Below are 22,933 nucleotides of genomic sequence, written 5' to 3' on the forward strand. Positions count from 1 at the left end.
GGGTGTGGGGATCGTGGGGGTCAGGACCGGGCTGCGGGGACGGCTGCCGGCTCCGGGGCGGGGGTCGTGAGGGGCCGGCTCCCGGCGGCCGTGCGGCGCTCCAGGGTGCTGGAGACCACGGCGAGCACCAGGGCGGAGGCGGCGAGTACGGCACCGACCCAGTTGGGCGCGGTGTAGCCGAGGCCGGCGGCGATGACGATGCCGCCGAGCCACGCCGAGAGCGCGTTGCCGAGGTTGAAGGCGCCGATGTTCACGGCGGAGGCGAGGGTCGGGGCACCGGCCGCCTGGTCGAGCACCCGCTTCTGCAGCGGAGGCACGGTGGCGAAACCGAGCGCGCCGATCAGGAAGACGGTGACGGCCGCCGCGATCTTGTCGTGCGCGGTCAGGGTGAAGAGCGACAGAACCACCGCGAGAGCGCCCAGCGACACATAGAGCAGGGGCATCAGGTGGCGGTCGGCGAACTTTCCGCCGAGCAGGTTGCCGCCGACCATCCCCAGACCGAAGAGGACCAGCAGCCAGGTGACGGAGGACGTCGAGTAGCCGGCGATCTCGGTCATCATCGGCGTGATGTAGGTGATGGCGGCGAAGACTCCGCCGAAGCCGAGGACCGTCATCGCCATGGCGAGCAGGACCTGCACATTGCGGAACGCGGCGAGCTCGTGGCGGAGCCTGACGCCCTGGGCCCGGGGCTGCTCGGGGACGAGCTTGGCCACACCGAGCAGGCCGATGACGCCGAGTGCGGCGACGGCGAAGAACGTGGCCCGCCAGCCGACGCTCTGCCCGATGTAGGTGCCCAGCGGCACACCGACGACGTTGGCGACGGTGAGGCCCGTGAACATCATCGCGATGGCGCCGGCCTTCTTGTGCGGGGCGACCAGGTCGGCCGCCACGACCGAACCGATGCCGAAGAAGGCGCCGTGGGCAAGTGAGGCGATCACCCGGCCGGCGAGCATCACGCCGAAGACGGGAGCGGTCGCGGACACCACGTTGCCGATGACGAAGAGCCCCATCAGGAGCATCAGCATGCGCTTGCGGGTCACCTTGGTCCCCAGCACGGTCATCAGCGGGGCGCCGAGGACGACGCCGAGCGCGTATCCGGTGACGAGGAAGCCGGCGGTGGGGATCGAGACCTGGAAGTCCGCAGCCACCTCGGGGAGCAGCCCCATGATCACGAACTCGGTGGTTCCGATACCGAATGCCCCGATGGCGAGGGCGAGGAGCGCGAGCGGCATGGGTTTCACCTTCCCTGAAGATTGCGACTGCGCCTTACGAGCGTTCACAATAATTGCAGACGCGGGTTAATTGCAAACGCTGGCTATTGCGGCCGTCGACTATCCTGGACGCAAGCAGCTCCGGCACGGAGGAGAGACCATGACAGCGACGGACCCGGCCCTGACCGCCCTTTCCCAGGGCTGGATTGCGCTCTCCCTGCTCCACGGCAAGATCGAGACCCATATCGAACGGGCCCTGCAGAGCGGGCACGACCTCAGCGTGCGGGAGTACTCCCTGCTGGACGTCCTGAGCCGGCAGCACAACGGCCCCGGCGGCCATCTGCAGATGAAGCAGGTGGCCGACGCCGTCGGACTCAGCCAGAGCGCCACCACACGCCTGGTCACCCGCCTCGAGGACCGCGGTCTGCTGACCCGGTACCTCTGCGACACGGACCGCAGGGGCATCTACACCGATGTCACCGACACCGGGCTCACACTGCTCTCCGAGGCCCGTCCCACGAATGACAGCGCCCTGCGGGCCGCGCTCGACGAGGCCGCCAAGAATCCCGAACTGGCCCCGCTCGTCCGGACGGTCGAGGAGCTGAAGATCCCGGCGTAGACACGGGCTCGGGCGCACCAGCGCTCCCCGCTGCGTAGGCTGCCGATCATGAGCGATCTGGAAATACGTCCCGCGACCGCCGACGACCTCGCCGAGATCGTGGCCATGCTCGCGGACGATCCGCTGGGCGCCCGGCGCGAGTCCCCCGACGACCTCGCGCCCTACCGGGCGGCGTTCCGGCGGCTGGCCGACGACCCGAACCAGCACGTGATGGTGGCCGTGCGCGCGGACCGCGTCGTCGGGACGCTTCAGCTGACCGTGATCCCCGGGCTCTCCCGGCGCGGTTCGACCCGCTCCGTGATCGAGGGTGTACGGGTCCACGCGGACGAGCGCGGCAGCGGTCTGGGCACCCGGCTGATCCAGTGGGCCGTGGATGAATCACGGCGCCAGGAATGCCAGTTGGTCCAGCTCACCTCGGACGTGACCCGGACCGACGCACACCGTTTCTACGAGCGGCTGGGCTTCGTGGCCAGCCACGTGGGCTTCAAACTCGCTCTCTGAACCGGCGCCCGGCCCCCAAGGAGTCGACCGTGCAGCACATCAGCGACGAACAGCGCCGGGCCAGGATCGGCCGGCGCCACCTCCTGACTCCCACAGCACGGGCGGAGTCGCCCGTCGCTGTGGCCGACGCCCTCGTCGGACTGCACGCCACCGACGCGGCTACCGTCTTCCTGGCCGCGTGCGCCCGGCTGTCCGAGCCGAGCGTCACGGCGGTGGAGCGGCCTCTGTACGAGGACGTCGCGCTGGTCAGGCTGCTGTCCATGCGCAACACGCTCTTCGTCGTGTCGGACGAGATGGCCCCCTGGGTCGAGGCATCGAATGCACGGGCGGTCGCGGCCAAGGAGCGCCGGACCCTGCTCAAGCACCTGCTGGAGGACGGCAAGGGTCTGGACGAGCGCTGGCTGGAGGAAACGGAGAGGGCAACCCTCGCGTACCTCGACGGCCGGGAGCCTGCCTCAGGCAGCGAACTCTCCGCCGGTGTGACCGCCCTGCGCACCAAGATCACGGTGTTCCCCGGCAAGAAGCAGGAGACGGTGCAGGGAGTGGCGTCCCGCGTGATCCGTGTGCTCGCCGCCGAGGGGAGAATCCGACGGGACCGGCCACGGGGGTCCTGGACCTCCAGCCAGTTCCGCTGGGTCCCCGCCGTTCCCCGGCCCGTGGAAGCCACCGCACGGGCGCAGGCGGAGCTGGCCCTGCGCTGGCTGCGTTCGTACGGCCCCGCGACGGAAGCCGACCTCAAATGGTGGACCGGTTGGGGGCTCGGCGAGGTCCGCAAGGCGCTGGCGGCCGTCGGAGCCGAGGAGGTACGGCTCGACAGCGGAGCCGCCGCCTGGGTCGCGCCGCAGGACACCGGGCCCGAACCCGCTGTCGCGCCCTGGGCTGCCTTGCTGCCGGCGCTCGACCCGACGGCAATGGGCTGGGCCGACCGCGACTTCCATCTACCGGCCGAACACCGGGCGGCGCTCTTCGACCGCTCGGGCAACATCGGCCCCACCGTGTGGTGGGACGGCCGGATCGTGGGCGGCTGGGCACAGCGGGCCGATGGTGAACCGGTCTGGCGTCTGCTCACCGACCCCGGCCGGGACGCCTCCGCCGCGATCGAGGCGGAGGCGTCCCGGCTGTCTGCCTGGGTGGGGGACGCGCGGATCACACCGCGCTTCCGTACCCCGCTGGAGCGGGAGTTGACGGCCTGAGCGGCCGGGCCCTCCGTTTCACGTGAAACGGAGCAGTCAGTCCCCGAGCCCGCGCCAGCCCTCCGCGTCCACACCTCCGGGAACAGCGGCTGCGGGGTCATAGGGCTCACGCGTGAAGACGAACGAGCCCAGGTCCAGATGGTTCACGCTGCCGTCGTCATCGCGGACGATCCGCAGGGTCTCCCCCGCGTAGTAGCCGTCCAGCCCGACCCAGGTGCCGTCCTCGCGGGCGGTGAAGCGCGCGCCGCGCCCCTGACCGTTCAGCGTCCGCAGCTCCAGCCCGCGATCGGGGGTGAGCCGCAGGATGTTCGCACGTGTACCCCAGTACCAGGGACCGGTCAGCGCGAGAAGTTCCTTGTCCACGTCCGGCAGCGGGCGCCACGGTTCGGGGATGCGGGGCTCGGCCTCCGCGACGATGTCCACCAGTCCGGCGGCCACCTCTCCGATCAGCGGCCCCGAGGTAGCGTTGGCGAACACCACAGCCGCCACATCGTCCTCCGTGCTGACCCAGAGTGCGGCGAGGAAGCCGGGCAGCGAGCCCGTGTGCCCGATGAGGGTGCGGCCCTTGCGACGGACCACCTGCAGCCCCAGACCGTAGTGCCCGTCCCAGTCCCCCGGCTCGGGCGGCGCGGAAGGCTCCTTCATCTCCGCCACCGACGCGGCACCGAGCACCCGCTCGTCCCCCTCGGCCAGGAAGGCGGCGAAGCGGAGCAGGTCCGCGGTGGTCGACCAGAGCTGACCTGCGGGAGCCATCAGGCCGAGGTCCTCGGCCGGCTCCGGCAGCATCGCGTCGGCCCAGGGATGGACCGCCCAGCCGCCGGCATGCGGGGCCTGCGGCTGCGGACCGGTGCGGTGCATGCCCAGGGGCTCCAGGATTTCGCGTCGCAGCACATCGGCCCAGGAAGCACCGCGTGCCGCCTCGATCAGCGATCCGAGCAGGGTGTAGCCAGGGTTCGAGTAATGGTGGCGGCGGCCGGGCGCATGCAGCGCCGTCTGCTCGCCGAGCACATCCGCGAGCCCGGGCCGCAGGGTCCCCGGCGTCCGCTCCCACCACGGTGCCGGTGACTCCGCGGCGAGCCCCGCGCTGTGGCCCAGCAGCTGATGAACGGTGACGTCACCCGTGCCCGTTCCCGGCAGATGCTTCTCCAGCGGGTCCGCCAGGTCGAGGAGCCCCTCGTCCCGCAGTCGCAGAACCAGTACGGCCGTGAACGTCTTGGTGAGCGAGCCGATCCTGAACTGCGTATCGGCGTCGGGGGCATGGCCGTCGACACAGCTGCGGGCCCCGTCCCACACGACCCGTCCCTGCCGTTGCACCGCAGCGACGAGAGAGGGGGTGCGCCCTTCGGCCTGGGCGGTGGCGATGCGATGCAGCAGGGCGCGCTGCGTACTGGGAAGCAGTTGTTCAGCAGAAGAGGTCATCGACAACAAGTACCGCCCGGACCGGTGCGGGGCGACTTCATTTCCCGGTCCGTACGGATGCGCCCGCACCTCGTCCATCGCTGCCCGGAGAAGCGAGCAACCCCCGCCCCGTGGACTCACACCTCACACCTCACACCTCAGCCGAATGCGGAGCGGTTAGCCGTCAGGAACTCGGTGAAGGTGCGTGGTTCGCGTCCGGTCAGATGCTTGACCTCGTGGGTCGTCGCCGCCAGTGAACCGGCCCCGACCTCGGCCCAGAGGACGGCAACATCGGCGGCGAACCGCGCGGGGACGCCCTGGGCCCTGAGCCGTGCGGCCATGTCGTCGCCGTCCAGACCGATGACGTCCACGGGCCTGCCGAGCGCGGTGGAGAGATGTCCGGCGACCTCGGACATCGTGAGGGCTTCCGGACCCGTCAGGACGAACGTCCGCCCCGCACCCCGGGGTTCGGCCAGCAGGGCAGCCGCGCAGGCGGCGATGTCGTAGCAGTCGATGTACGAGACCGGGGCGTCGGTCGCCGGGGCGATGAGGCTTCCGTCATCGCTGAACGTGCCCGCACCGGTGATGAAGTTCTGCATGAAGCCGCTGGGCTGGAGAAGCGTCCACTCGAGCCCGGCCGCCTTGAGGTGCTGCTCGATCTCCCAGTGCGCACCCTCCGCGAGCTTGCCGCCCCGGTGAGCATGCCAGACCGAGACTTTCACGATGCTGCCCACACCGGCCCGTACCGCCAGGTCGATGACGGTCTTCTGCTGAGCGACCATGGGCTGCGGCATCCCGTCGGCGGTGGGGACCGCACCCCCGCCGTTGAGCAGGACCTGGTCGACGCCGACGAGCGCCGCCGCGACCGAGCCGGGGTCGTCGAAGTCCCCGACGACGTACGGGCAGCCGAGCGCGCGCCCCTTGCCGGGATCGCGGACGAGAGCCTTGAACGGCACCTGGAGTTCCTGGAGTTTCCGGACCAGATGGCTGCCGATGGATCCGGTTGCGCCGGTGACCAGGATCATGTGAAGCCCTTCGTCCAAGGTGAGGGATCCTCGGAATCATAAGTCGAGGGAGCCTCACTTTGATAGGGCGTACCGGCACCGGCCGACGACATGTTCCTGCCCGCTACGCGGCAGGAGGCGGCCCCCCGAAGGGACCGCCTCCCCAACGGCGCAAGAAGCGGATGAGCCGCCTACGCCCCTACTTCTCGGCCCACTTCCCGCTCATGGCGATCGCCTTCAGCTGCTGCATGGTCAGCGCGGGTGTCTCCCGTGTGGCCTTCGCGTTCTGGGAACCGGAGTTGAACTCGGACACCACGACCCGCAGGCCGTCCTTGCGGATGGTGTCGGCGGTCCACATCACCACGCCCGCGCCGCCCTTCTCGCCCGGGCCCTGCTGCGTGACGACCTTGGTCCCGTCCGGCAGCACCTCCGCCCCGGAGCCGAACAGCTCCCCCGCGACGTCCGACATGTGCGGCTGCACGTTGATCTGCACCAGGCTCGCACCCTTGCCGTCATTGACGACGACGTACGCGTATCCGTCGTCGCCGTGACCGGAGACCGCGCTCACGGACGGGGGAAGCAGCAGCCTGAGCTTCTTCAGGATCGCCTTGCCGTCCTGACCCTGCGCCGCCGGCTGCCGCACCGGCTCCGGGGCGGCCTTCTCCAGGGCGTTCATCACGGGCCGCCACTTGGCGGAGGTGACGAGCCCCTTCAACTGCCCGACGCTGAGCGGCGGCTCCGCCCTCGAAACGGCGGCGTCCTTCTCCGAGGGCGCGTTCCACTCGCTGGCGTCGACCGTGTATCCGTCGGCGGTCACGAGAAAGGCCTGCCACCGCTTGGTGTCCACGCGCTTGTCGGGGTACTCGTACCCGCGCAGCACCATCAGGCGCGAGCCGTCGGCAAGCGTCTCGTTGCGGCAGGAGTCGTACGGAATGAACGTCTTGTCGGGGCATTCGAGCTGCTGCTCCGCCTCCGTGCCCTTCGGGTCGATGGCGCCGACGCTCACAGCGATCGCGGCTTTGCCCCCGCCGTCGTCGAAGACGAGCTGCGCCAGCGGACCGAGCCGGTCGGCCGTACCGCGCCCCTGGCGCTCGCTGACCTTCCCCTTCGGCAGCAGCCCCTCCAGCGTGCCGATCACCCGCTGCGCCGAGAGCTGCGGCCCTTTGACGGACGCCGACTCCGTCGAGGGACCGCCCTTCCGCGCCTTCGGCTGCGCGGCCACGCCCGCACTGTCGTGCCCCGAGCCGCCGCCGAATGCCCCTGCGGTGTACGACGCCCCGAACCCCACGACGGCGAGTGCCGCGACGCTGCCGGTCACGGCCGCGATCCTCCTGCGCCGCAACCCCCGCCGGCCGCGCACGACGCCACCGTCCACCAGCGGGCGCCCCTCCGCGGAGAAACCTTCCCCCGTGCGACGCAGCGCGTCACCGAGCCCGCCTTCGAACCCGTCCAGGTCCTTCTGCGTTCCAGACATGCCAAACCCCCACCCTTGCTCGTCATAGTCGGTCGGGCCGATCAGCGCGCGGCGAACTCCGCGATGCTGCCGCCCAGATGCGCCCTCAGCCGGGCGAGTGCACGGGTACTGCGGGTGCGTACGGCCGCGGAGCTGACGTTGAGGGCGTCAGCGGTCTCCGTGATGGACCGGTCCTCCCAGTACCGCAGCACGACCACCGCCCGGTCCTTGGCCGGCAGCTCCCGCAGCGCGTCCAGGAGCATGAGCCGCAGCGGGGCATCGCCCTGCGCGGCCTTCTCCGAGACCTCCGGTATCTCGTCGCTCGGCCGCTCGCCCGCCGAACGCCGCCGCTGGTGAGCCAGAAAGACCCGTACGAGAACGGTCTGCGCGTACGCCGCCGGGTTGCCGAGCTTCGACGTCCTGCCCCACACCACGTACATCCGCCCCAGCGTCTCCTGGACCAGATCCTCGGCGAGATACGTGTCGCCGCTGGTCAGCAGGCACGCCGAACGGAACAGATGCCCCATGCGGGCCGCTGCGAACTCCCGGAAGGCGCTCTCCTGGGACCGTCTCATCCGCCGCCCTTCCCCCTCGCCTCATCATCAACACCCTTTAGATGCGGTGGGGGTGGCGGAATGTTTCACCCGGGCCGTCATCTCCCTCGCGTCCTTGAGCGAGTGCCCCACGGCCGGCGGCCCGTCACTGCTGGTCCGTGCCGTCCGCCGGGTGGGGAAGCAGCGGGAACAGCCGGGTGATGAGGGCCACCGGCCGAGCGCCCTCGGGCCGGGCCAGGGGGCGTTGTTCACGGTCCTGATAGGGCGCGAGCGCCTGTCGGATCACGTGCGCTACCCGGCTCATCTCGTCGGGTGTCAGATAGGCGACGGCGCTGAAGGCCTCGTCGTGGCGCCATGCGGACGGCGCTTCGTCGCGCTGGGTCAGCCAGCGCTGCCAGCTCTCGTCCTCCAGGCCGCGGGCCAGATCGCCGAACCGTTCCTCCATGGGCGCGTCGGCAGCGGGAGTGCGCTGCCTCAGCCGCCATGGCCGGGCGCGGCCCCCGTGGTGCGGGGCCTCTTCGATGTATCCGTGACGCGCGAGCTGGCGCAGGTGGAATGAGCAGAGGCCGGAGCTGTACCCCAGCCGGGTCGCGGCTTCGGTCGCCGTGACCGTGCCGACTTCGGCGAGCAGCTCCAGCAGGGCTGTGCGCACGTCGTGCTCACGCAGTTCCTCACCGGTGCCGGCTGCGTGCTCGCCCGGGGTGTTGACGTCATCTTCAGTCACTTTGCAAAGTCTGCTACTTTGCAAAGGAGTTGGCAAGCAGCAGTCCTGCTGCGGGCATCAGCCGCGGTGGCCTCTGCGGCATCTGCGGCATGCGCAAAAGGGGAGACAGCCATGTCTGTTCATCAGGAGCGGTCCCGCTCCGCCGACCGGCGAGTCCGCGTGCAGGGCAGCCCGGTGGACAGCTGTCCGGCTCCGCCACCGGAGGCGGAACGGGGTTCGGTGCGCCGGATCACGGTGGTGGGTGAGGAGGTCCTGAGCCGTCCGTGCCGGGAGGTGACCGAGTTCGGGACCTCGGAGCTGTCGGCGCTGATCGACGACATGTTCCTGACCATGCACGTCGCCGACGGAGCCGGCCTGGCCGCCAACCAAGTGGGCGTCGACCTGCGGCTGTTCGTGTACGACTGCCCGGACGAGGAGGGGATCCGGCATGTCGGTCACCTCATCAACCCGGTGCTGGAGCTGCCGGATCCGGGAAGCCGGCGGCTCGTCGACGATGTCGAGGGCTGCCTGTCCGTGCCGGGCGCCACCATGGCGGTGCCCCGCACCGATCGTGCCGTCGTGCGCGGGTTCGACAAGGACGGCCGCCCTCTCGTCATCGAGGGATGGGGCTACTTCGCCCGGTGTCTGCAGCATGAGACCGATCACCTGATCGGCCACACGTATCTCGACCGGCTCTCCAAGCGGGACCGCAAGGACGCCCTGCGGCAGATGGAGGACCGCCGTGAGGACGTTTTCGCCCGACGCGCGACCAAGGCCGCCGGCCTCGGACGATGAACCTCGCGGCGGCAGCGGCCACTTCGCCGCCGAGGGGCGCGGGGCGGTATCTCGCGCTGCCTCATCTGCGGTTGTCTCGGCTCGCGGTGCGTCCCCGCCAGGTTTGGGGCGACACGGGTGCGGTTCCTCCGTGCCGCGCGGCGCCCTCGTGACGTCAGACGGCGCGCTTCACGTGGCGGACCAGCCACATCAGCAGGGCGTCCAGATCGGCGGCGGCCGAAAGGACCCGGTCGACCGCCTCGGGAGTGTGCACCCACTCCTCGCAGCCGAGGGAACGTGCCGCGATCAGCGAACGGTGACGCAGCAGCTCCGCACGGGGGTGGTCCGCCGGAAAGCCGCGCGGCGGGCGTTTCATCACGTCCCCGGAGAGGTCGTAACCCTTGCTCCGCACCTCATCGACCAGCGCGGACAGTTCGCGGCCGCTCCCCTCGGAGGCCACGGCTTTGCGGAACATGTCCACCTGGCCGGGGTCGGGGTACCACCAAGCGCCCTGGATCCGCAGGCCGTCCAGGGAGAACCGCAGATTGATCTCGATCTTGCGGCCGAGCCGGATCACCGCGCCCTGGTGCTGCCACCACCAAGAGTTGGTGCGGTAGTGCCAGACGGAGAAGTCCTCGTACCGGGAGTCGGTGTCCGCGACCTCGTTGAGCAGGTCGATCATCGGCTGCCGGACCAGGCGTTCGCGGTCCGCGCGACAGCGCTCGCGGGTCGCGCGGGCCGGTTCGCCCTGGAGCTGCCACAGCACGTCCATGGCCTGCTCCGGCCAGCCGGTGAACTGTCCGTGCATGCGGGCAGGTTAGCTCACCCATGGTCCGCGCGCGGAGAGCGAGACGGGTGGGGCGGCGTGCAGGCGGTATGAAGCGGGCGGTAAGACTGTGCAGCCGGACGTGAGATCCCACAGCGCGTTCGATCAGGTCTGTGCCATGTCCACGAAGCGCGAGTAGTGGCCCTGGAAGGCCACCGTGATCGTGGCCGTCGGGCCGTTACGGTGCTTGGCCACGATCAGGTCGGCCTCGCCCGCGCGCGGTGACTCCTTCTCGTAGGCGTCCTCGCGGTGCAGCAGGATCACCATGTCGGCGTCCTGCTCGATGGAGCCGGACTCACGGAGGTCGGAGACCATCGGCTTCTTGTCCGTGCGCTGCTCGGGGCCACGGTTCAGCTGGGAGAGCGCGATGACCGGCAGCTGCAGCTCCTTGGCGAGGAGCTTGAGGTTACGGGACATGTCCGAGACCTCCTGCTGGCGGCTCTCGGCCCGCTTCGAACCGCCGGACTGCATCAGCTGCAGGTAGTCGATGACCACCAGCTTGAGGTCGTTGCGCTGCTTGAGGCGGCGGCACTTCGCCCGGATCTCCATCATGGAGAGGTTCGGGGAGTCATCGATGTAGAGCGGCGCCGCCGAGACATCGGGCATGCGCCGCGCCAGCCGGGTCCAGTCCTCGTCGGTCATCGTGCCGGACCGCATGTGGTGCAGGGCGACTCTCGCCTCGGCGGAGAGAAGGCGCATCGCGATCTCGTTCCGCCCCATTTCGAGGGAGAAGATCACGCTGGGCAGATTGCTCTTGATCGAGCAGGCCCGCGCGAAGTCCAGGGCGAGGGTGGACTTACCCATGGCGGGGCGGGCCGCGATGACGACCATCTGGCCGGGGTGGAGGCCGTTGGTCAGCGCGTCGAGGTCGGTGAATCCGGTGGGCACACCGGTCATCTCGCCGCTGCGGGAGCCGATCGCCTCGATCTCGTCGAGCGCGCCCTCCATGATGTCGCCGAGGGGGAGGTAGTCCTCACTGGTCCGCTGCTCGGTGACGGCGTAGATCTCGGCCTGTGCGGAGTTGACGATGTCGTCGACGTCACCGTCGGCGGCATATCCCATCTGCGTGATCTTCGTACCGGCCTCGACGAGCCGCCGCAGGACCGCCCGTTCATGGACGATCTCGGCGTAGTACGAGGCGTTGGCCGCGGTCGGCACCGACTGGACGAGGGTGTGCAGATACGGCGCCCCGCCCACCTTGGTGATCTCACCGCGCTTGACCAGCTCGGCCGCCACCGTGATCGGGTCGGCCGGCTCGCCCTTGGCATAGAGGTCGAGGATCGCCTGGTAGACGGTCTCGTGGGCCGGACGGTAGAAGTCGTGGCCCTTGATGATCTCCACGACGTCGGCGATGGCGTCCTTGGAGAGGAGCATGCCGCCGAGCACGGACTGTTCCGCGTCGAGATCCTGGGGCGGGACGCGCTCGAACCCCGAGGAGCCGCCCTCCCAGTCATGGCTCTCGCGACCGCGGTCGTGCTGTTCTCCTCGGTCGCGGCCCTCGCCCCGGCGCTGACGGGATACGGGCAGCCGGTCACTGGGGCCGGCCTCGGCCCAGGGATCGTCCAAAGGCTCGGGAATGCTCATCCGGCCACCTCCTCCCGTCCGCTCCGCGGACCTAGCCGTGCCACTCTTTCTTACGGCACGGCACCGACAAACAAGACGCCCGACTCCGGTTCCGGTGTGTCGGGTTCTGTGTGTTTCCAGGGCCGAAACAAGGTGGGGGCGCCGCACCACGGTAGGCGGCCCGACACCGTCAGCCAATCTGGTTATCCACAGGGCATGTGGACTACGGACCAGATGCTGTGGAGAACTCCGCAGAACCTGTGCACGGACCGGGGGACAGCACTGTGGACAAACTCATAGCCCTGCCGCCATCACAGGCCTGACCTGCCCCTTCTCCATCCACGGGCTGTGGGGGGAGAAAAAGTTTCGGAGTCGGCCCAAGATCATGGCAAGCCGCACACAGAAGAACGCCCCACCCGAGCAAATGTAAGGATCACCTGGCGGTTGCATCTATTACCTGTGGAAGACTAGATTGACTGCCATGATCCAGGCATCGGCAACCCCGCCGTCCAGTCGCCGACGGCAAGACCGCGAGATCATCGCACTCGCCGTCCCCGCCTTCGGCGCCCTCGTCGCCGAGCCCCTTTTCGTGATGGTGGACAGCGCGATCGTCGGCCATCTCGGGACCCCGCAGCTGGCCGGTCTCGCCGTCGCGGCCGCCCTGCTGACCACCGCCGTCAGCATCTTCGTCTTCCTCGCCTACGCCACCACCGCAGCAGTCGCCCGCCGGGTCGGCGCCGGCGATCTGGCCTCCGCGATCCGGCAGGGCATGGACGGCATCTGGCTGGCGATCCTGCTCGGCGTCGCCGTCATCGCCCTGACGCTCCCCCTGGCCCCCTGGCTCGTGGAGGTGTTCGGCGCCTCCCACACAGCGGCCCCCTACGCCACCACCTATCTGCGGATCTCCAGTCTCGGCATCCCCGCCATGCTCGTGGTGATGGCCGCCACCGGCGTGCTCCGCGGCCTCCAGAACACCCGCACCCCGCTCTACGTCGCCATCGGCGGCTTCGCGGCCAACGGAGCCCTCAACGCCGCCCTCGTCTACGGCGCCGGCCTCGGCATCGCCGGATCTGCCTGGGGCACCGTCATCGCACAGGTCGCGATGGCCGTCGCCTATCTCGTCGTCGTGGTCCGAGGCGCCCGGAGGCACGGTGCCTCGCTGCGCCCCGACGCCGCGGGCATCCGGGCCAGCGCCCAGGCGGGCGTCCCCCTCCTGGTCCGCACGCTGTCGCTCCGCGCCGTGCTCCTCATCGCCACCGCTGTCGCCGCCCGGCTGGGTGACACCGACATCGCCGCGCACCAGATCATCCTGTCCCTCTGGAGCCTGATGGCCTTCGCCCTCGATGCCATCGCCATCGCCGGACAGGCCATCATCGGGCGCTTCCTGGGCGCCGACGACACCAAGGGCGCCCGCGAAGCCTGCCGCCGCATGGTGCAGTGGGGCATCGCCTCGGGCGTGGTCTTCGGCGCTCTGATCGTGCTCGCCCGCCCCTTGTTCGTCCCGCTGTTCACCGGCGACCACTCCGTGCAGGACACCCTGTTCCCGGCCCTGCTGGTGGTGGCCCTGACCCAGCCCGTCGCCGGGGTCGTCTTCGTCCTGGACGGCGTCCTGATGGGTGCAGGGGACGGCCCCTACCTGGCCTGGGCGATGATCGTCACGCTCGCCGTCTTCGCTCCGGCGGCCCTGCTCGTTCCCGCCCTCGGCGGCGGACTGACCGCGCTGTGGTGCGCGATGGCGCTGATGATGGTGGTCCGGATGGCGACGCTCTGGCTGCGCACCCGCTCGGGCAAGTGGCTGGTCACCGGCGCGACCCGCTGAACCCTTACGGAAGCTGCGCACCTGTGCCCCTGTTTCACGTGAAACAGGGGCACAGGTGCGCGGGGCAGAGGCATCCGGAAACGGTGAAGGGCCGCACCTCACGGTGCGGCCCTTCACTGTTCTGCTGATGTGCAGCCCAATCAGGCAGCAACAACCTCGACGCCGAGCTTCGCAGCGACCTCGGGGTGCAGACGCACGGACACCTGGTGTCCGCCGAGCGTCTTGATCGGCGAGCCGAGCTCGACGCGACGCTTGTCGACATCCGGACCACCGGCAGCCTTGATCGCCGAGGCGATGTCGGCCGGGGTGACGGAGCCGAAGAGACGACCGGCGTCGCCGGAGCGAACGGCCAGCCGGACCTTCACGGCCTCGAGCTTGGTCTTGATCTCGTTGGCCTGCTCGATCGTGGCGATCTCGTGGATCTTGCGGGCGCGGCGGATCTGCGCCACGTCCTTCTCGCCACCCTTGGTCCAGCGAATGGCGAAGCCACGCGGAACCAGGTAGTTACGGGCGTACCCGTCCTTGACGTCAACGACGTCGCCAGCGGCACCGAGGCCGGAGACCTCGTGGGTGAGGATGATCTTCATGATTCGGTCACCCTTCCCTTATCGCGCGGTGGACGTGTAGGGCAGCAGCGCCATCTCACGGCTGTTCTTCACAGCCGTGGCGACGTCACGCTGGTGCTGCGTGCAGTTGCCGGTGACGCGGCGGGCACGGATCTTGCCGCGGTCGGAAATGAACTTCCGCAGCATGTTCGTGTCCTTGTAGTCCACGTACTGGGTCTTGTCCTTGCAGAACGCGCAGACCTTCTTCTTAGGCTTGCGCACAGGCGGCTTCGCCATGGTGTTTCTCCTGTGTGATCAAGAAGTGGGGGTACGAGCTGCCCTAGAAGGGAGGCTCGTCCGAGTAGCCGCCGCCAGAGCCGCCGGAACCGCCGGAGCTTCCGCCCCAGCCGCCTCCGCCGCCCTGCTGACCCCCGCCCTGCTGGCCGCCGGCCGGCGCGCTCGTGGCCCACGGGTCGTCGGCGGGAGCGCCGCCACCACCCTGCTGGCCACCAGCACCGGGACCGCCGCCCCAGTTACCGCCACCCTGCTGACCGCCGCCGTATCCACCCTGGCCGCCCTGGCCACCACGACCGGTGGTCTTGGTGACCTTGGCGGTGGCGCTCTTGAGACTGGGGCCGACTTCCTCGACGTCCAGCTCGTAGACCGTGCGCTTGACGCCCTCGCGGTCTTCGTACGACCGCTGCTTCAGCCGGCCCTGCACGACAACGCGCATGCCTCGCGTGAGCGACTCGGCGACGTTCTCCGCCGCCTGCCGCCAGACCGAGCAGGTGAGGAACAGGCCTTCGCCGTCCTTCCACTCATTGGTCTGCCGGTCGAAGATGCGGGGAGTGGACGCGACACGGAACTTCGCGACCGCCGCACCGGACGGGGTGAAGCGCAGCTCGGGGTCGTCGACGAGATTGCCGACGACCGTGATGACGGTCTCGCCTGCCATGGATGAACCTCTCGGCGGGGATTGCTTCTGGCTGCTTGCTGCTACTCGAACCCGATGACCGCTGAGCTAGAAGCTCAGTGGATCTCGGGACGGAGGACCTTGGTCCGGAGGACCGACTCGTTCAGGTTCATCTGGCGGTCGAGCTCCTTGACGACCGCAGGCTCGGCCTGCAGGTCGATGACCGAGTAGATGCCCTCGGGCTTCTTCTTGATCTCGTAAGCGAGCCGACGACGGCCCCAGGTGTCGACCTTCTCAACCTTTCCTTCGCCCTCACGGACGACGGAGAGGAAGTTCTCGATCAGCGGGGAGACTGCTCGCTCCTCGAGATCGGGGTCGAGGATGACCATCACCTCGTAGTGACGCATGTGGAACCCACCTCCTTTGGACTCAGCGGCCACGGTCGTTCCGTGGCAGGAGGGTCGTGATGCGTAAGCAACAGTGTCTCCGAATAAAACAGCCGCCACTGACAACGCCCTCCGTCGAGGAGGGGCCGACTGTGCTGGCCAGGGCAGACACCGGTGCAGACCGTACAGAGTACCTGCAGACCGGCTTCCGGTTGAAATCCGGTGGTCAGGAGACGCAATCTGTACACATCGGGTGTGAGCGGCGCCACGAGGCGCCGCCTTTCGGCCAGGAGGTACTCCATGGCACAGACACTGCGGACCCGCCCCTCCGTCTCCCTCTTCGCGACGGACGGCAGGCCCCATCCGCTTCAGGACACCCTGGTCGTGGTCACGGTGGTCCTGGGCGCCCTCGCGTTCGTGACGGCGATGTTCCACAACCTGCATCTGATCAGCTCGTGGGCAGGGCTCATCGGCATCATCACGGGTGCCTACGGGCAGTACATCTCCGTGACCACACGGGAGAGGTTCCCGCTGATCCTCGGTATGGGCGCGGCCGCGATCGGGTTCTTCCTGGGGATGGCCCACGGCGGTCTCTTCGGCGGCGTGATCGGCTGACGCGTACGGGGCGGCCCCGCCCCGTCGTCGCGGGGCCGCCCCGTACGCGTACCGGAAAGGTCCGGGTGCGAAGGGGCCAGACCGCGCGCTCCCCAGTCACAGTAGGCTTCGGCGCGAGAGCCGGAGCCCCTGACCGATGGGGACACACCTGCCGAGGAGCGCCCCGCATGAGCCTGACCCTGAGGACCATCAGCCGTGAGCAGCATCTGGCCTACATCCAGAGCCTGCCCGCGGCCAGTCACATGCAGGTCCCGGCCTGGGCGGATGTGAAGGCCGAGTGGCGCTCGGAGAGCCTGGGCTGGTTCGACAAGACCGGGCAGCTCGTCGGCGCCGGTCTGGTGCTCTACCGGCAGCTGCCCAAGATCAAGCGGTACCTCGCCTATCTGCCCGAGGGCCCGGTCATCAACTGGTACGCCCCGAACCTGAACGACTGGCTGGAGCCGATGCTGGCCCACCTCAAGCAGCAGGGCGCCTTCTCCGTGAAGATGGGCCCGCCGGTCGTCATCCGCCGCTGGGACGCCGCCGCCATCAAGGCCGGCATCCAGGACCCGGACGTGAAGCGTCTGCGCGATGTCGAGGCCACCCACATCGAGCCGCGTGCCTTCGAAGTCGCGGACCGGCTGCGGAAGATGGGCTGGCAGCAGGGCGAGGACGGCGGCGCCGGATTCGGTGACGTACAGCCCCGCTACATCTTCCAGGTGCCGCTGGCCAACCGCTCCCTCGAAGACGTGCACAAGGGCTTCAACCAGCTGTGGCGGCGCAACATCAAGAAGGCCGAGAAGGCCGGCGTCGAGGTCGTGCAGGGCGGCTACGGAGAGCTCGCCGAATGGCAGCGGCTGTACGAGATCACGGCGGAGCGGGACCACTTCCGACCGCGCCCGCTCGGCTACTTCCAGCGCATGTGGACGGCCCTCAACAACGAGGACCCCAACCGGATGCGGCTGTACTTCGCCCGGCACGAGGGCGAGAACGTCGCCGCCGCGACCATGCTGATCGTCGGCGGCCACGTCTGGTACTCCTACGGCGCCTCGGCCAACCACAAGCGCGAGGTCCGGCCCTCGAACGCGATGCAGTGGCGGATGCTGCGCGACGCGTACGCCATGGGCGCCACCGTCTACGACCTGCGGGGCATCTCGGACTCGCTGGACGAGACCGACCACCTCTTCGGCCTGATCCAGTTCAAGGTCGGCACCGGTGGCCAGGCGGCCGAATACCTCGGGGAGTGGGACTTCCCGCTCAACAAGCTGCTGCACAAGGCGCTCGACATCTACATGTCGCGCCGCTGATCCATGCCGGGCCGCTGATCCACGACAGAGGAATCAGCGGCACAAGGCTGACGAAACCGCCTTCATTCGTTTCAATGGGCTCGTCGAACAGCTCCTCACACCTCTGATACACCGCAGCCACCAGAAAGGTTCCGGACCGGCCATGGCGCTCTCCCTGTACGTCGACACCGCGCGCTGGCGGGCGCACCAGAAATCCGTTCTTGACCAGTTCCCCGGCCTCGTACCGGTCTGCAAGGGCAACGGGTACGGCTTCGGGCACGAACGCCTGGCCGACGAGGCGATCCGTTTCGGCTCCGACATCCTCGCGGTGGGCACCACCTACGAGGCGGCCCGCATCAAGGACTGGTTCAGCGGCGATCTGCTGGTGCTCACGCCGTTCCGGCGGGGCGAGGAGCCGGTGCCGCTGCCCGACCGCGTCGTGCGGTCCGTGTCCTCCGTGGACGGTGTGCACGCCCTGGTGGGCGCCCGGGTCGTCATCGAGTGCATGAGCTCGATGAAGCGCCACGGCGTCAAGGAGGAGGAGCTCGGGCAGCTGCACGCCGCCATCGAGGACGTACGCCTCGAAGGCTTCGCCCTCCACCTGCCGCTGGACCGCACGGACGGCTCGGACGCCGTCGAAGAGGTCATTGCCTGGATGGACCGCCTCCGGGCGGCCCGGCTGCCGCTGCACACCATGTTCGTCAGCCATCTGCGGGCCGAGGAGCTGGCCCGGCTCCAGCAGCAGTTCCCGCAGACCCGTTTCCGCGCCCGTATCGGCACCCGGCTCTGGCTCGGCGACCACGAGGCGACGGAGTACCGGGGCGCCGTCCTCGACGTCACGCCCGTCGTCAAGGGCGACCGGTTCGGCTACCGGCAGCAGAAGGCCGCCTCCGACGGCTGGCTGGTCGTCGTCGCCGGCGGTACGTCGCACGGGGTGGGCCTGGAGGCGCCGAAGGCCCTGCACGGCGTGATGCCGCGGGCGAAGGGCGTCGCGCGCGCGGGTCTGGCCACCGTGAACCGCAATCTGTCGCCGTTCGTCTGGGCCGGAAAGCAGCGCTGGTTCGCCGAACCGCCGCACATGCAGGTGTCGATCCTGTTCGTGCCCTCGGACGCCGAGGAGCCGCGCGTGGGCGACGAACTGGTGGCCCACCTGCGCCACACGACCACCCAGTTCGACCGCCTCGTCGACCGCTAGGGAACGGGCCCGCCCCGGCGCTCAGCCGTCGGCGGGCGTTCCCGTCGTACCCCACTCCATCCGCGGCCCCGTCACGGCGAACGCGCTGTGACGCGGCCGGCGGGCCGCGGCGCGCCCCAGCACGAAGACGTCCGGGGCCCCGTCGAGCACCCCGCCCGAGGGATCGTCCGAACCGTCGCCGCGCACCCCGTCGCGCTCCGGCAGCAGGATGTCCCGTACGACGACGGCGCACAGGTACAGCGTGCCGAGCAGATGCAGGACGATCGCCAGCTGGTAGCCCTCCGTGGGCAGTCCCTGGTGCTTGTCGCCGCTCGTCGTGTAGGCGAGGTACAGCCAGATCCCCAGGAAGTACATGACCTCGCACGCCTGCCAGATCAGGAAGTCGCGCCAGCGGGGCCTGGCCAGGGCGGCGAGGGGGATCAGCCACAGCACGTACTGCGGTGAGTAGACCTTGTTGACGAGGATGAACACCGCGACGACGAGGAAGGCGAGCTGGGCGAAGCGCGGCCTGCGCGGGGCCGTCAGCGTCAGCAGGCCGACGGCGGCGCACAGCCCGACCGTCGCCAGCGTCGAGACGGTGTTGACCGTGCTGACCTCGATGGAGGAGCCCGTGCGCTGCGTGATGACCAGCCAGAACGACCCGAAGTCGATCGAGCGCTCCTCGCTGAAGGTGTAGAACTTCTTCCACCCCTCGGGGGCGAACACCATCACCGGCAGGTTGACCACCAGCCAGGATCCCGCCGCCCCGAGCGCGGCCACCCCGAACTCCCGCCATTTCCCGGCGCGCCAGCACAGCACGAACGCGGGCCCCAGCAGCAGCACGGGATAGAGCTTGGCGGCCGTGGCCAGCCCGATGAGGATGCCGAACGCCAGCGGCCTGCTCCGGGACCACATGAGCATCGCCGCGGCCGTGAGGGCGACGGCCAGCAGGTCCCAGTTGATCGTGGCGGTGAGCGCGAAGGCGGGGGCCAGGGCCATCAGGAGGCCGTCCCAGGGGCGGCGCCGGTGCGTACGGGCGACACAGACGGCGATCACGGCGGTGCAGATCATCAGCATGCCCGCGTTGACCAGCCAGTAGGTCTGCTCCTGGTGCTGGATGGAGCCGCCCGGCGTCAGCCAGGCCGCGATCTGCATGAACACGCCCGTGAGGACGGGGTACTCCAGGAACTGCATGTCCCCGGGCAGCCGGTCGAAGTACGGCACCAGGCCCTCGGAGAAGCCACGTCCCACGTACAGATGGGGGATGTCCGAGTAACAGGCGTGGGTGTACTGGGAGCCGGCGCCTCTGAACCACGCCCAGTTGTAGCAGGGCAGCTTCTGCACCATGCCGAGCGCGAACATCCCGAGAGCCACCAGGGCGACCGCGCCCACGGGCGCGAGCGCGGCGCTGCCGATCCGCGTCCAGCGGCCCGACCTTCCGCCGATCAGCTCGCTGCCGGCCGCCGCGATCTCGTCCTGGTGCGTGGGCCGTACGACGGACTGTTCCTCGTACACGCTCGTGTCCTCTGCGCTTGGCATGCCGCACATCCTGCCGTACGGGGCTGTGGAAGCGACGAGGGCCGCGGCACCCGTGGTGCCGCGGCCCTCGTCATGGGTGCTCTGTCCGCCGGGCGCTACCCAGCCGGGCCACCGAAGATGGTCCCGTTCCCTCCGTTGCCGTTCGCTCCGTTGCCGTTTCCGCCACCGGTGTCGGGGTCCGGGGTGGTGCCCCCGTCACCCGCCGTCGTTCCGGTGGTGGTCCCGGCGTCCGCACCGCTGTTGGCGCCGTCGGTGGTGCCGGTGTCGGCGCCGCCGTCGTTCCCGCCGGTCGCGTTGCCACCACCGTTGTCCTGGCAGTTCCAGCCCCAGGTGTCGCAAGTGTCGGACGGATCGGGCGTCGGGACGTCGGGCGTGGGCGAGGGCGTGTCGGACGGGGTGTCGGACGGCGTGGGGGTCGGCGTCGGCGTGGGCGTCGGGGTGGGGCTGTGCGCGCCGCCCCCGTAGACCGTCTGACCGATCGGCTGAGGCTTCGGGAAGTCCACGGCCGGCTGGCCGTCCATGGCCTCGGCCATGTAGTCGTGCCAGATCCTGGCGGGGAAGGAGGCGCCGTGGATCTTCTCCTCGCCACCGGTGCCGTACATCTTCTCGAACTTGCGGTTCTTGTGTTTGTCGTTGTCGTCCAGCCGGTACATGCTGATCGCGGTCGACAGCTGCGGGGTGTAGCCGACGAACCAGGCGGACAGGTTGTCGTCCGTCGTACCCGTCTTGCCGGCGACGTCGCGGCCCGGGATCCGGGCGGGCGTACCCGTGCCCTTCTCGACGACGTTCTTGAGCACGTCCGTCACGTTGTCGGCGATCACGTTGTCGAAGGCGCTCTTGGTCACCGTCTTGTGCCGGTAGACGGTGGTGCCGCCCTTCTTGACCTCGCTGACCGAGTACGGCTCGCGCTGCTGTCCGCTCGCCGCGAAGGTGGCGTACGCGCCGGCCATGCGGGTCGTACTGGGCGAGGAGGTGCCGATGGAGAACGACGGAACGCTCGAGTCGGCCATGTACTCGTCGTCCTTGAGGCCGGCCGCCATGGCCGCCTTCTTCACCTTGTCGGTGCCGACGTCCATGCCCAGCTGCACATAGGGGGAGTTGGCGGACCACTGCATGGCCTCACGAAGGGTGATGTTGCCCCTCGACTCGTGGCCGTCGTTGGTCTGCAGCCACTCCTTGCCCGCCTTGTCGGTCCAGATCTCGCCGTTGTACTTCTTGATCTTCAACTTGTCGTTGGCGTTGTAGATGCTCTTCGGCGAGACCTTCGTGGTCTGCGACTCGTCCTGGTCGGGACCGCCCGAGGGGTCGCGCTTGCCGTACTCCATCGCGGCCGCCAGCACGAACGGCTTGAACGTCGAACCGACGGCGGCACCGGTGGGATCCGCGTTGTTGGTGTAGTGCTTGGTCGCGTCCTCACCACCGTAGATCGCCTCGATGGCACCGGTCTTCGGGTCCACCGAGGAGCCGCCGAACTGCACGTGCGTGTCGGTGCCCGGGCGCTTCTTGGGGTCGATCTTCTCGTCGTAGACCTTCTTGACGGCCTTGTTGAGCTGCTCGACCTTCTTCCGGTCGAAGGTCGTGTGGATCTCGTAGCCACCCTGGTCGAGCATCTCGCGGGTGACACCCTTGTTGTTGTTCAGGTAGTTGGACCTGGCCATGTCGACCATGTAGCCGATCTGGCCGCCCAGCTGCGCGTCCTTCTTCGGCTTGTTGGGCGTCGGGAAGTCCTGGTAGGTGAGGCGTTCCTTCTGCGTCATCCGGCCGTCCTTCACCTCCTCGTCGAGGATCCAGCGCCAGCGCTTCACCGCCCGTGCCCTGTTCTTCTCCGGGGTCGCCTGCACCGGGTCGACCTCCGGAGCTCCCGCGGGGTCGTAGTAGCTGGCGCCCTTGAGCAGTGTGGCGAGGAAGGCGCACTGGCTCGGATTCAGCTCCTTGGCGTCCTTGCCGTAGTACGTACGGGCCGCCGCCTGCAGACCTGACGCCCCGCGCCCGTAGTACGAGACGTTGAGGTACCCGGCCATGACCGACTTCTTGCTCTCCTCCCTGCCGACCTTCAAGGTGATGAAGAGCTCCTCGAACTTGCGGCTCAGGGTCTGTTCCTGGGAGAGCCGCGAGTTCTTCACGTACTGCTGCGTGATGGTCGAGCCACCCTGGGTCTGGCCGCCCTTGGCCATGTTGAACAGGGCGCGGGCGATGCCCATGGGGTCGATGCCGTGGTCGTGCTCGAAGGACTTGTTCTCTGCGGAGATGACGGCGTTGCGCATCGCTTCGGGGATTTGCTCGTAGCCGATGATCTGGCGGTTGACCTCACCACCGGTGGCCACCATCTGGGTGCCGTCTTTCCAGTAGAAGACGTTGTTCTGCGCCCTGGCGGCCGCCTTGACCTCGGGCTTGGCCACCATCGCGTACGCGAGGCCGGCGACGCCCATCAGAAGGCCCAGGAAGCCGATGCACAGGCCGGAGACCAGCTTCCACGACGGCATCCAGCGGCGCACGCCCTGCTTGCCGGCGCGCGGGTAGTCGATGAAGCGCTTCTTGGCCGGGCGCTGGCCTGCGCGGCCGCGGCCCCGGCCGGGGCCCTCCTGGCCACCGTCCCCACCGCCACGACGCCGGCCACCGCCGCGCTGGGCGGCCCGTCGAGCGGCGGCACGCCCGGCGTACGGGCTCTCCTCGCCGTACGAACCGGAAGGTGATTCTGATGTTACTCCGCGTGACGATGCTGCGGGGCGTCCTGAGGACTGCTGGGCGGCTCGTCTGGCCGCGGCCCGCCCGCCACTCTGTGACTGCGGCGTTTTGCGACGGTGCTCGCTCATCGAACGACTACTCCTCGGGCAGGCGAGAACGCCTGGAAGCGGCAGTTGAGATCCGGTCCCCCCGA

Annotated in this window: 22 protein-coding genes; 8 read left to right on the forward strand and 14 right to left on the reverse strand. The window is 69.2% G+C overall.

What is annotated here, in order from left to right; all coding sequences use genetic code 11:
* Positions 1-20: 20 nt before the first annotated feature.
* Positions 21-1,232 carry an MFS transporter gene (locus tag RLT58_RS17790; protein ID WP_311311367.1) on the reverse strand — a complete coding sequence of 404 codons (1,212 nt, stop codon included), beginning with the start codon at positions 1,230-1,232 and terminating at the stop codon, positions 21-23.
* A 139-nt stretch (positions 1,233-1,371) separates the two neighbouring features.
* Between RLT58_RS17790 and RLT58_RS17795 the strand changes: the two genes are divergently transcribed.
* From RLT58_RS17795 to RLT58_RS17805, 3 genes are read left to right on the forward strand one after another with little or no spacing between them, the layout of a single operon-like run.
* Complete coding sequence (locus tag RLT58_RS17795; protein ID WP_311311368.1) at positions 1,372-1,830, forward strand: MarR family winged helix-turn-helix transcriptional regulator; 459 nt, start codon at positions 1,372-1,374, stop codon at positions 1,828-1,830.
* A gap of 48 nt (positions 1,831-1,878) precedes the next feature.
* On the forward strand, positions 1,879-2,331 hold the full coding sequence (locus tag RLT58_RS17800; RefSeq protein WP_311311369.1) for a GNAT family N-acetyltransferase: 453 nt from the start codon (positions 1,879-1,881) through the stop codon (positions 2,329-2,331).
* Between the two features lie 29 nt (positions 2,332-2,360).
* A complete protein-coding gene (locus tag RLT58_RS17805; RefSeq protein WP_311311370.1) occupies positions 2,361-3,524 on the forward strand; it encodes a winged helix DNA-binding domain-containing protein in 1,164 nt (387 codons plus the stop codon).
* 36 nt (positions 3,525-3,560) lie between these two features.
* Here RLT58_RS17805 and RLT58_RS17810 read toward each other — a convergent pair whose 3' ends face one another.
* The 5 genes from RLT58_RS17810 to RLT58_RS17830 all read right to left on the reverse strand — a co-directional run bounded on the left by RLT58_RS17810 (position 3,561) and on the right by RLT58_RS17830 (position 8,657).
* Positions 3,561-4,943, reverse strand: a complete 1,383-nt coding sequence (locus tag RLT58_RS17810; RefSeq protein WP_311311371.1) for a serine hydrolase domain-containing protein — start codon at positions 4,941-4,943, stop codon at positions 3,561-3,563.
* Positions 4,944-5,080: 137 nt separating this feature from the next.
* Positions 5,081-5,965: an NmrA family NAD(P)-binding protein gene (locus RLT58_RS17815; RefSeq protein ID WP_311311372.1), complete on the reverse strand. Its 885-nt coding sequence runs from the start codon at positions 5,963-5,965 to the stop codon at positions 5,081-5,083.
* A 160-nt stretch (positions 5,966-6,125) separates the two neighbouring features.
* Entirely contained in the window at positions 6,126-7,400 is a 1,275-nt protein-coding gene (locus tag RLT58_RS17820) for a hypothetical protein (RefSeq protein ID WP_311311373.1), read from the reverse strand.
* 41 nt (positions 7,401-7,441) lie between these two features.
* Positions 7,442-7,954 (reverse strand): SigE family RNA polymerase sigma factor, encoded by a 513-nt coding sequence (locus tag RLT58_RS17825; protein ID WP_311311374.1) that lies wholly within the window; start codon positions 7,952-7,954, stop codon positions 7,442-7,444.
* 124 nt (positions 7,955-8,078) lie between these two features.
* Positions 8,079-8,657, reverse strand: a complete 579-nt coding sequence (locus RLT58_RS17830) for a winged helix-turn-helix transcriptional regulator (RefSeq protein ID WP_311311375.1) — start codon at positions 8,655-8,657, stop codon at positions 8,079-8,081.
* A gap of 111 nt (positions 8,658-8,768) precedes the next feature.
* Between RLT58_RS17830 and def the strand changes: the two genes are divergently transcribed.
* Positions 8,769-9,431, forward strand: coding sequence for a peptide deformylase (def, locus tag RLT58_RS17835; RefSeq protein ID WP_311311376.1), 663 nt, complete (start codon positions 8,769-8,771; stop codon positions 9,429-9,431).
* Positions 9,432-9,585: 154 nt separating this feature from the next.
* Here def and RLT58_RS17840 read toward each other — a convergent pair whose 3' ends face one another.
* Both RLT58_RS17840 and dnaB read right to left on the reverse strand, forming a co-directional pair.
* A complete protein-coding gene (locus tag RLT58_RS17840; RefSeq protein ID WP_311311377.1) occupies positions 9,586-10,218 on the reverse strand; it encodes a DUF2461 family protein in 633 nt (210 codons plus the stop codon).
* A 123-nt stretch (positions 10,219-10,341) separates the two neighbouring features.
* Positions 10,342-11,820, reverse strand: coding sequence for a replicative DNA helicase (gene dnaB / locus RLT58_RS17845; RefSeq protein WP_311311378.1), 1,479 nt, complete (start codon positions 11,818-11,820; stop codon positions 10,342-10,344).
* A 460-nt stretch (positions 11,821-12,280) separates the two neighbouring features.
* Here dnaB and RLT58_RS17850 point away from each other — a divergent pair, with 460 nt between their 5' ends.
* Entirely contained in the window at positions 12,281-13,618 is a 1,338-nt protein-coding gene (locus RLT58_RS17850) for an MATE family efflux transporter (protein WP_311311379.1), read from the forward strand.
* 140 nt (positions 13,619-13,758) lie between these two features.
* Here RLT58_RS17850 and rplI read toward each other — a convergent pair whose 3' ends face one another.
* The 4 genes from rplI to rpsF all read right to left on the reverse strand — a co-directional run bounded on the left by rplI (position 13,759) and on the right by rpsF (position 15,483).
* Positions 13,759-14,205, reverse strand: a complete 447-nt coding sequence (rplI, locus tag RLT58_RS17855; protein WP_311311380.1) for a 50S ribosomal protein L9 — start codon at positions 14,203-14,205, stop codon at positions 13,759-13,761.
* An 18-nt stretch (positions 14,206-14,223) separates the two neighbouring features.
* Positions 14,224-14,460, reverse strand: coding sequence for a 30S ribosomal protein S18 (gene rpsR, locus RLT58_RS17860; RefSeq protein WP_003967857.1), 237 nt, complete (start codon positions 14,458-14,460; stop codon positions 14,224-14,226).
* A 43-nt stretch (positions 14,461-14,503) separates the two neighbouring features.
* Positions 14,504-15,118 carry a single-stranded DNA-binding protein gene (locus RLT58_RS17865; RefSeq protein ID WP_311311381.1) on the reverse strand — a complete coding sequence of 205 codons (615 nt, stop codon included), beginning with the start codon at positions 15,116-15,118 and terminating at the stop codon, positions 14,504-14,506.
* A 74-nt stretch (positions 15,119-15,192) separates the two neighbouring features.
* Positions 15,193-15,483, reverse strand: coding sequence for a 30S ribosomal protein S6 (rpsF, locus tag RLT58_RS17870; RefSeq protein WP_018101872.1), 291 nt, complete (start codon positions 15,481-15,483; stop codon positions 15,193-15,195).
* Positions 15,484-15,762: 279 nt separating this feature from the next.
* Between rpsF and RLT58_RS17875 the strand changes: the two genes are divergently transcribed.
* The 3 genes from RLT58_RS17875 (at position 15,763) to RLT58_RS17885 (ending at position 18,537) form a co-directional block, all read left to right on the forward strand.
* Positions 15,763-16,077, forward strand: coding sequence for a hypothetical protein (locus tag RLT58_RS17875; protein ID WP_311311382.1), 315 nt, complete (start codon positions 15,763-15,765; stop codon positions 16,075-16,077).
* A gap of 167 nt (positions 16,078-16,244) precedes the next feature.
* Positions 16,245-17,363, forward strand: coding sequence for a lipid II:glycine glycyltransferase FemX (locus tag RLT58_RS17880; protein ID WP_311311383.1), 1,119 nt, complete (start codon positions 16,245-16,247; stop codon positions 17,361-17,363).
* Between the two features lie 142 nt (positions 17,364-17,505).
* Positions 17,506-18,537 (forward strand): alanine racemase, encoded by a 1,032-nt coding sequence (locus RLT58_RS17885; protein ID WP_311311384.1) that lies wholly within the window; start codon positions 17,506-17,508, stop codon positions 18,535-18,537.
* 21 nt (positions 18,538-18,558) lie between these two features.
* Here RLT58_RS17885 and RLT58_RS17890 read toward each other — a convergent pair whose 3' ends face one another.
* Both RLT58_RS17890 and RLT58_RS17895 read right to left on the reverse strand, forming a co-directional pair.
* Positions 18,559-20,055: a glycosyltransferase family 87 protein gene (locus RLT58_RS17890; RefSeq protein WP_311311385.1), complete on the reverse strand. Its 1,497-nt coding sequence runs from the start codon at positions 20,053-20,055 to the stop codon at positions 18,559-18,561.
* Between the two features lie 95 nt (positions 20,056-20,150).
* A complete protein-coding gene (locus RLT58_RS17895) occupies positions 20,151-22,868 on the reverse strand; it encodes a transglycosylase domain-containing protein (RefSeq protein WP_311311386.1) in 2,718 nt (905 codons plus the stop codon).
* Between the last annotated feature and the right edge of the window lie 65 nt (positions 22,869-22,933).

This window comes from Streptomyces sp. ITFR-16, from assembly GCF_031844705.1.
In the GTDB taxonomy this organism is placed as follows: Bacteria; Actinomycetota; Actinomycetes; order Streptomycetales; family Streptomycetaceae; genus Streptomyces.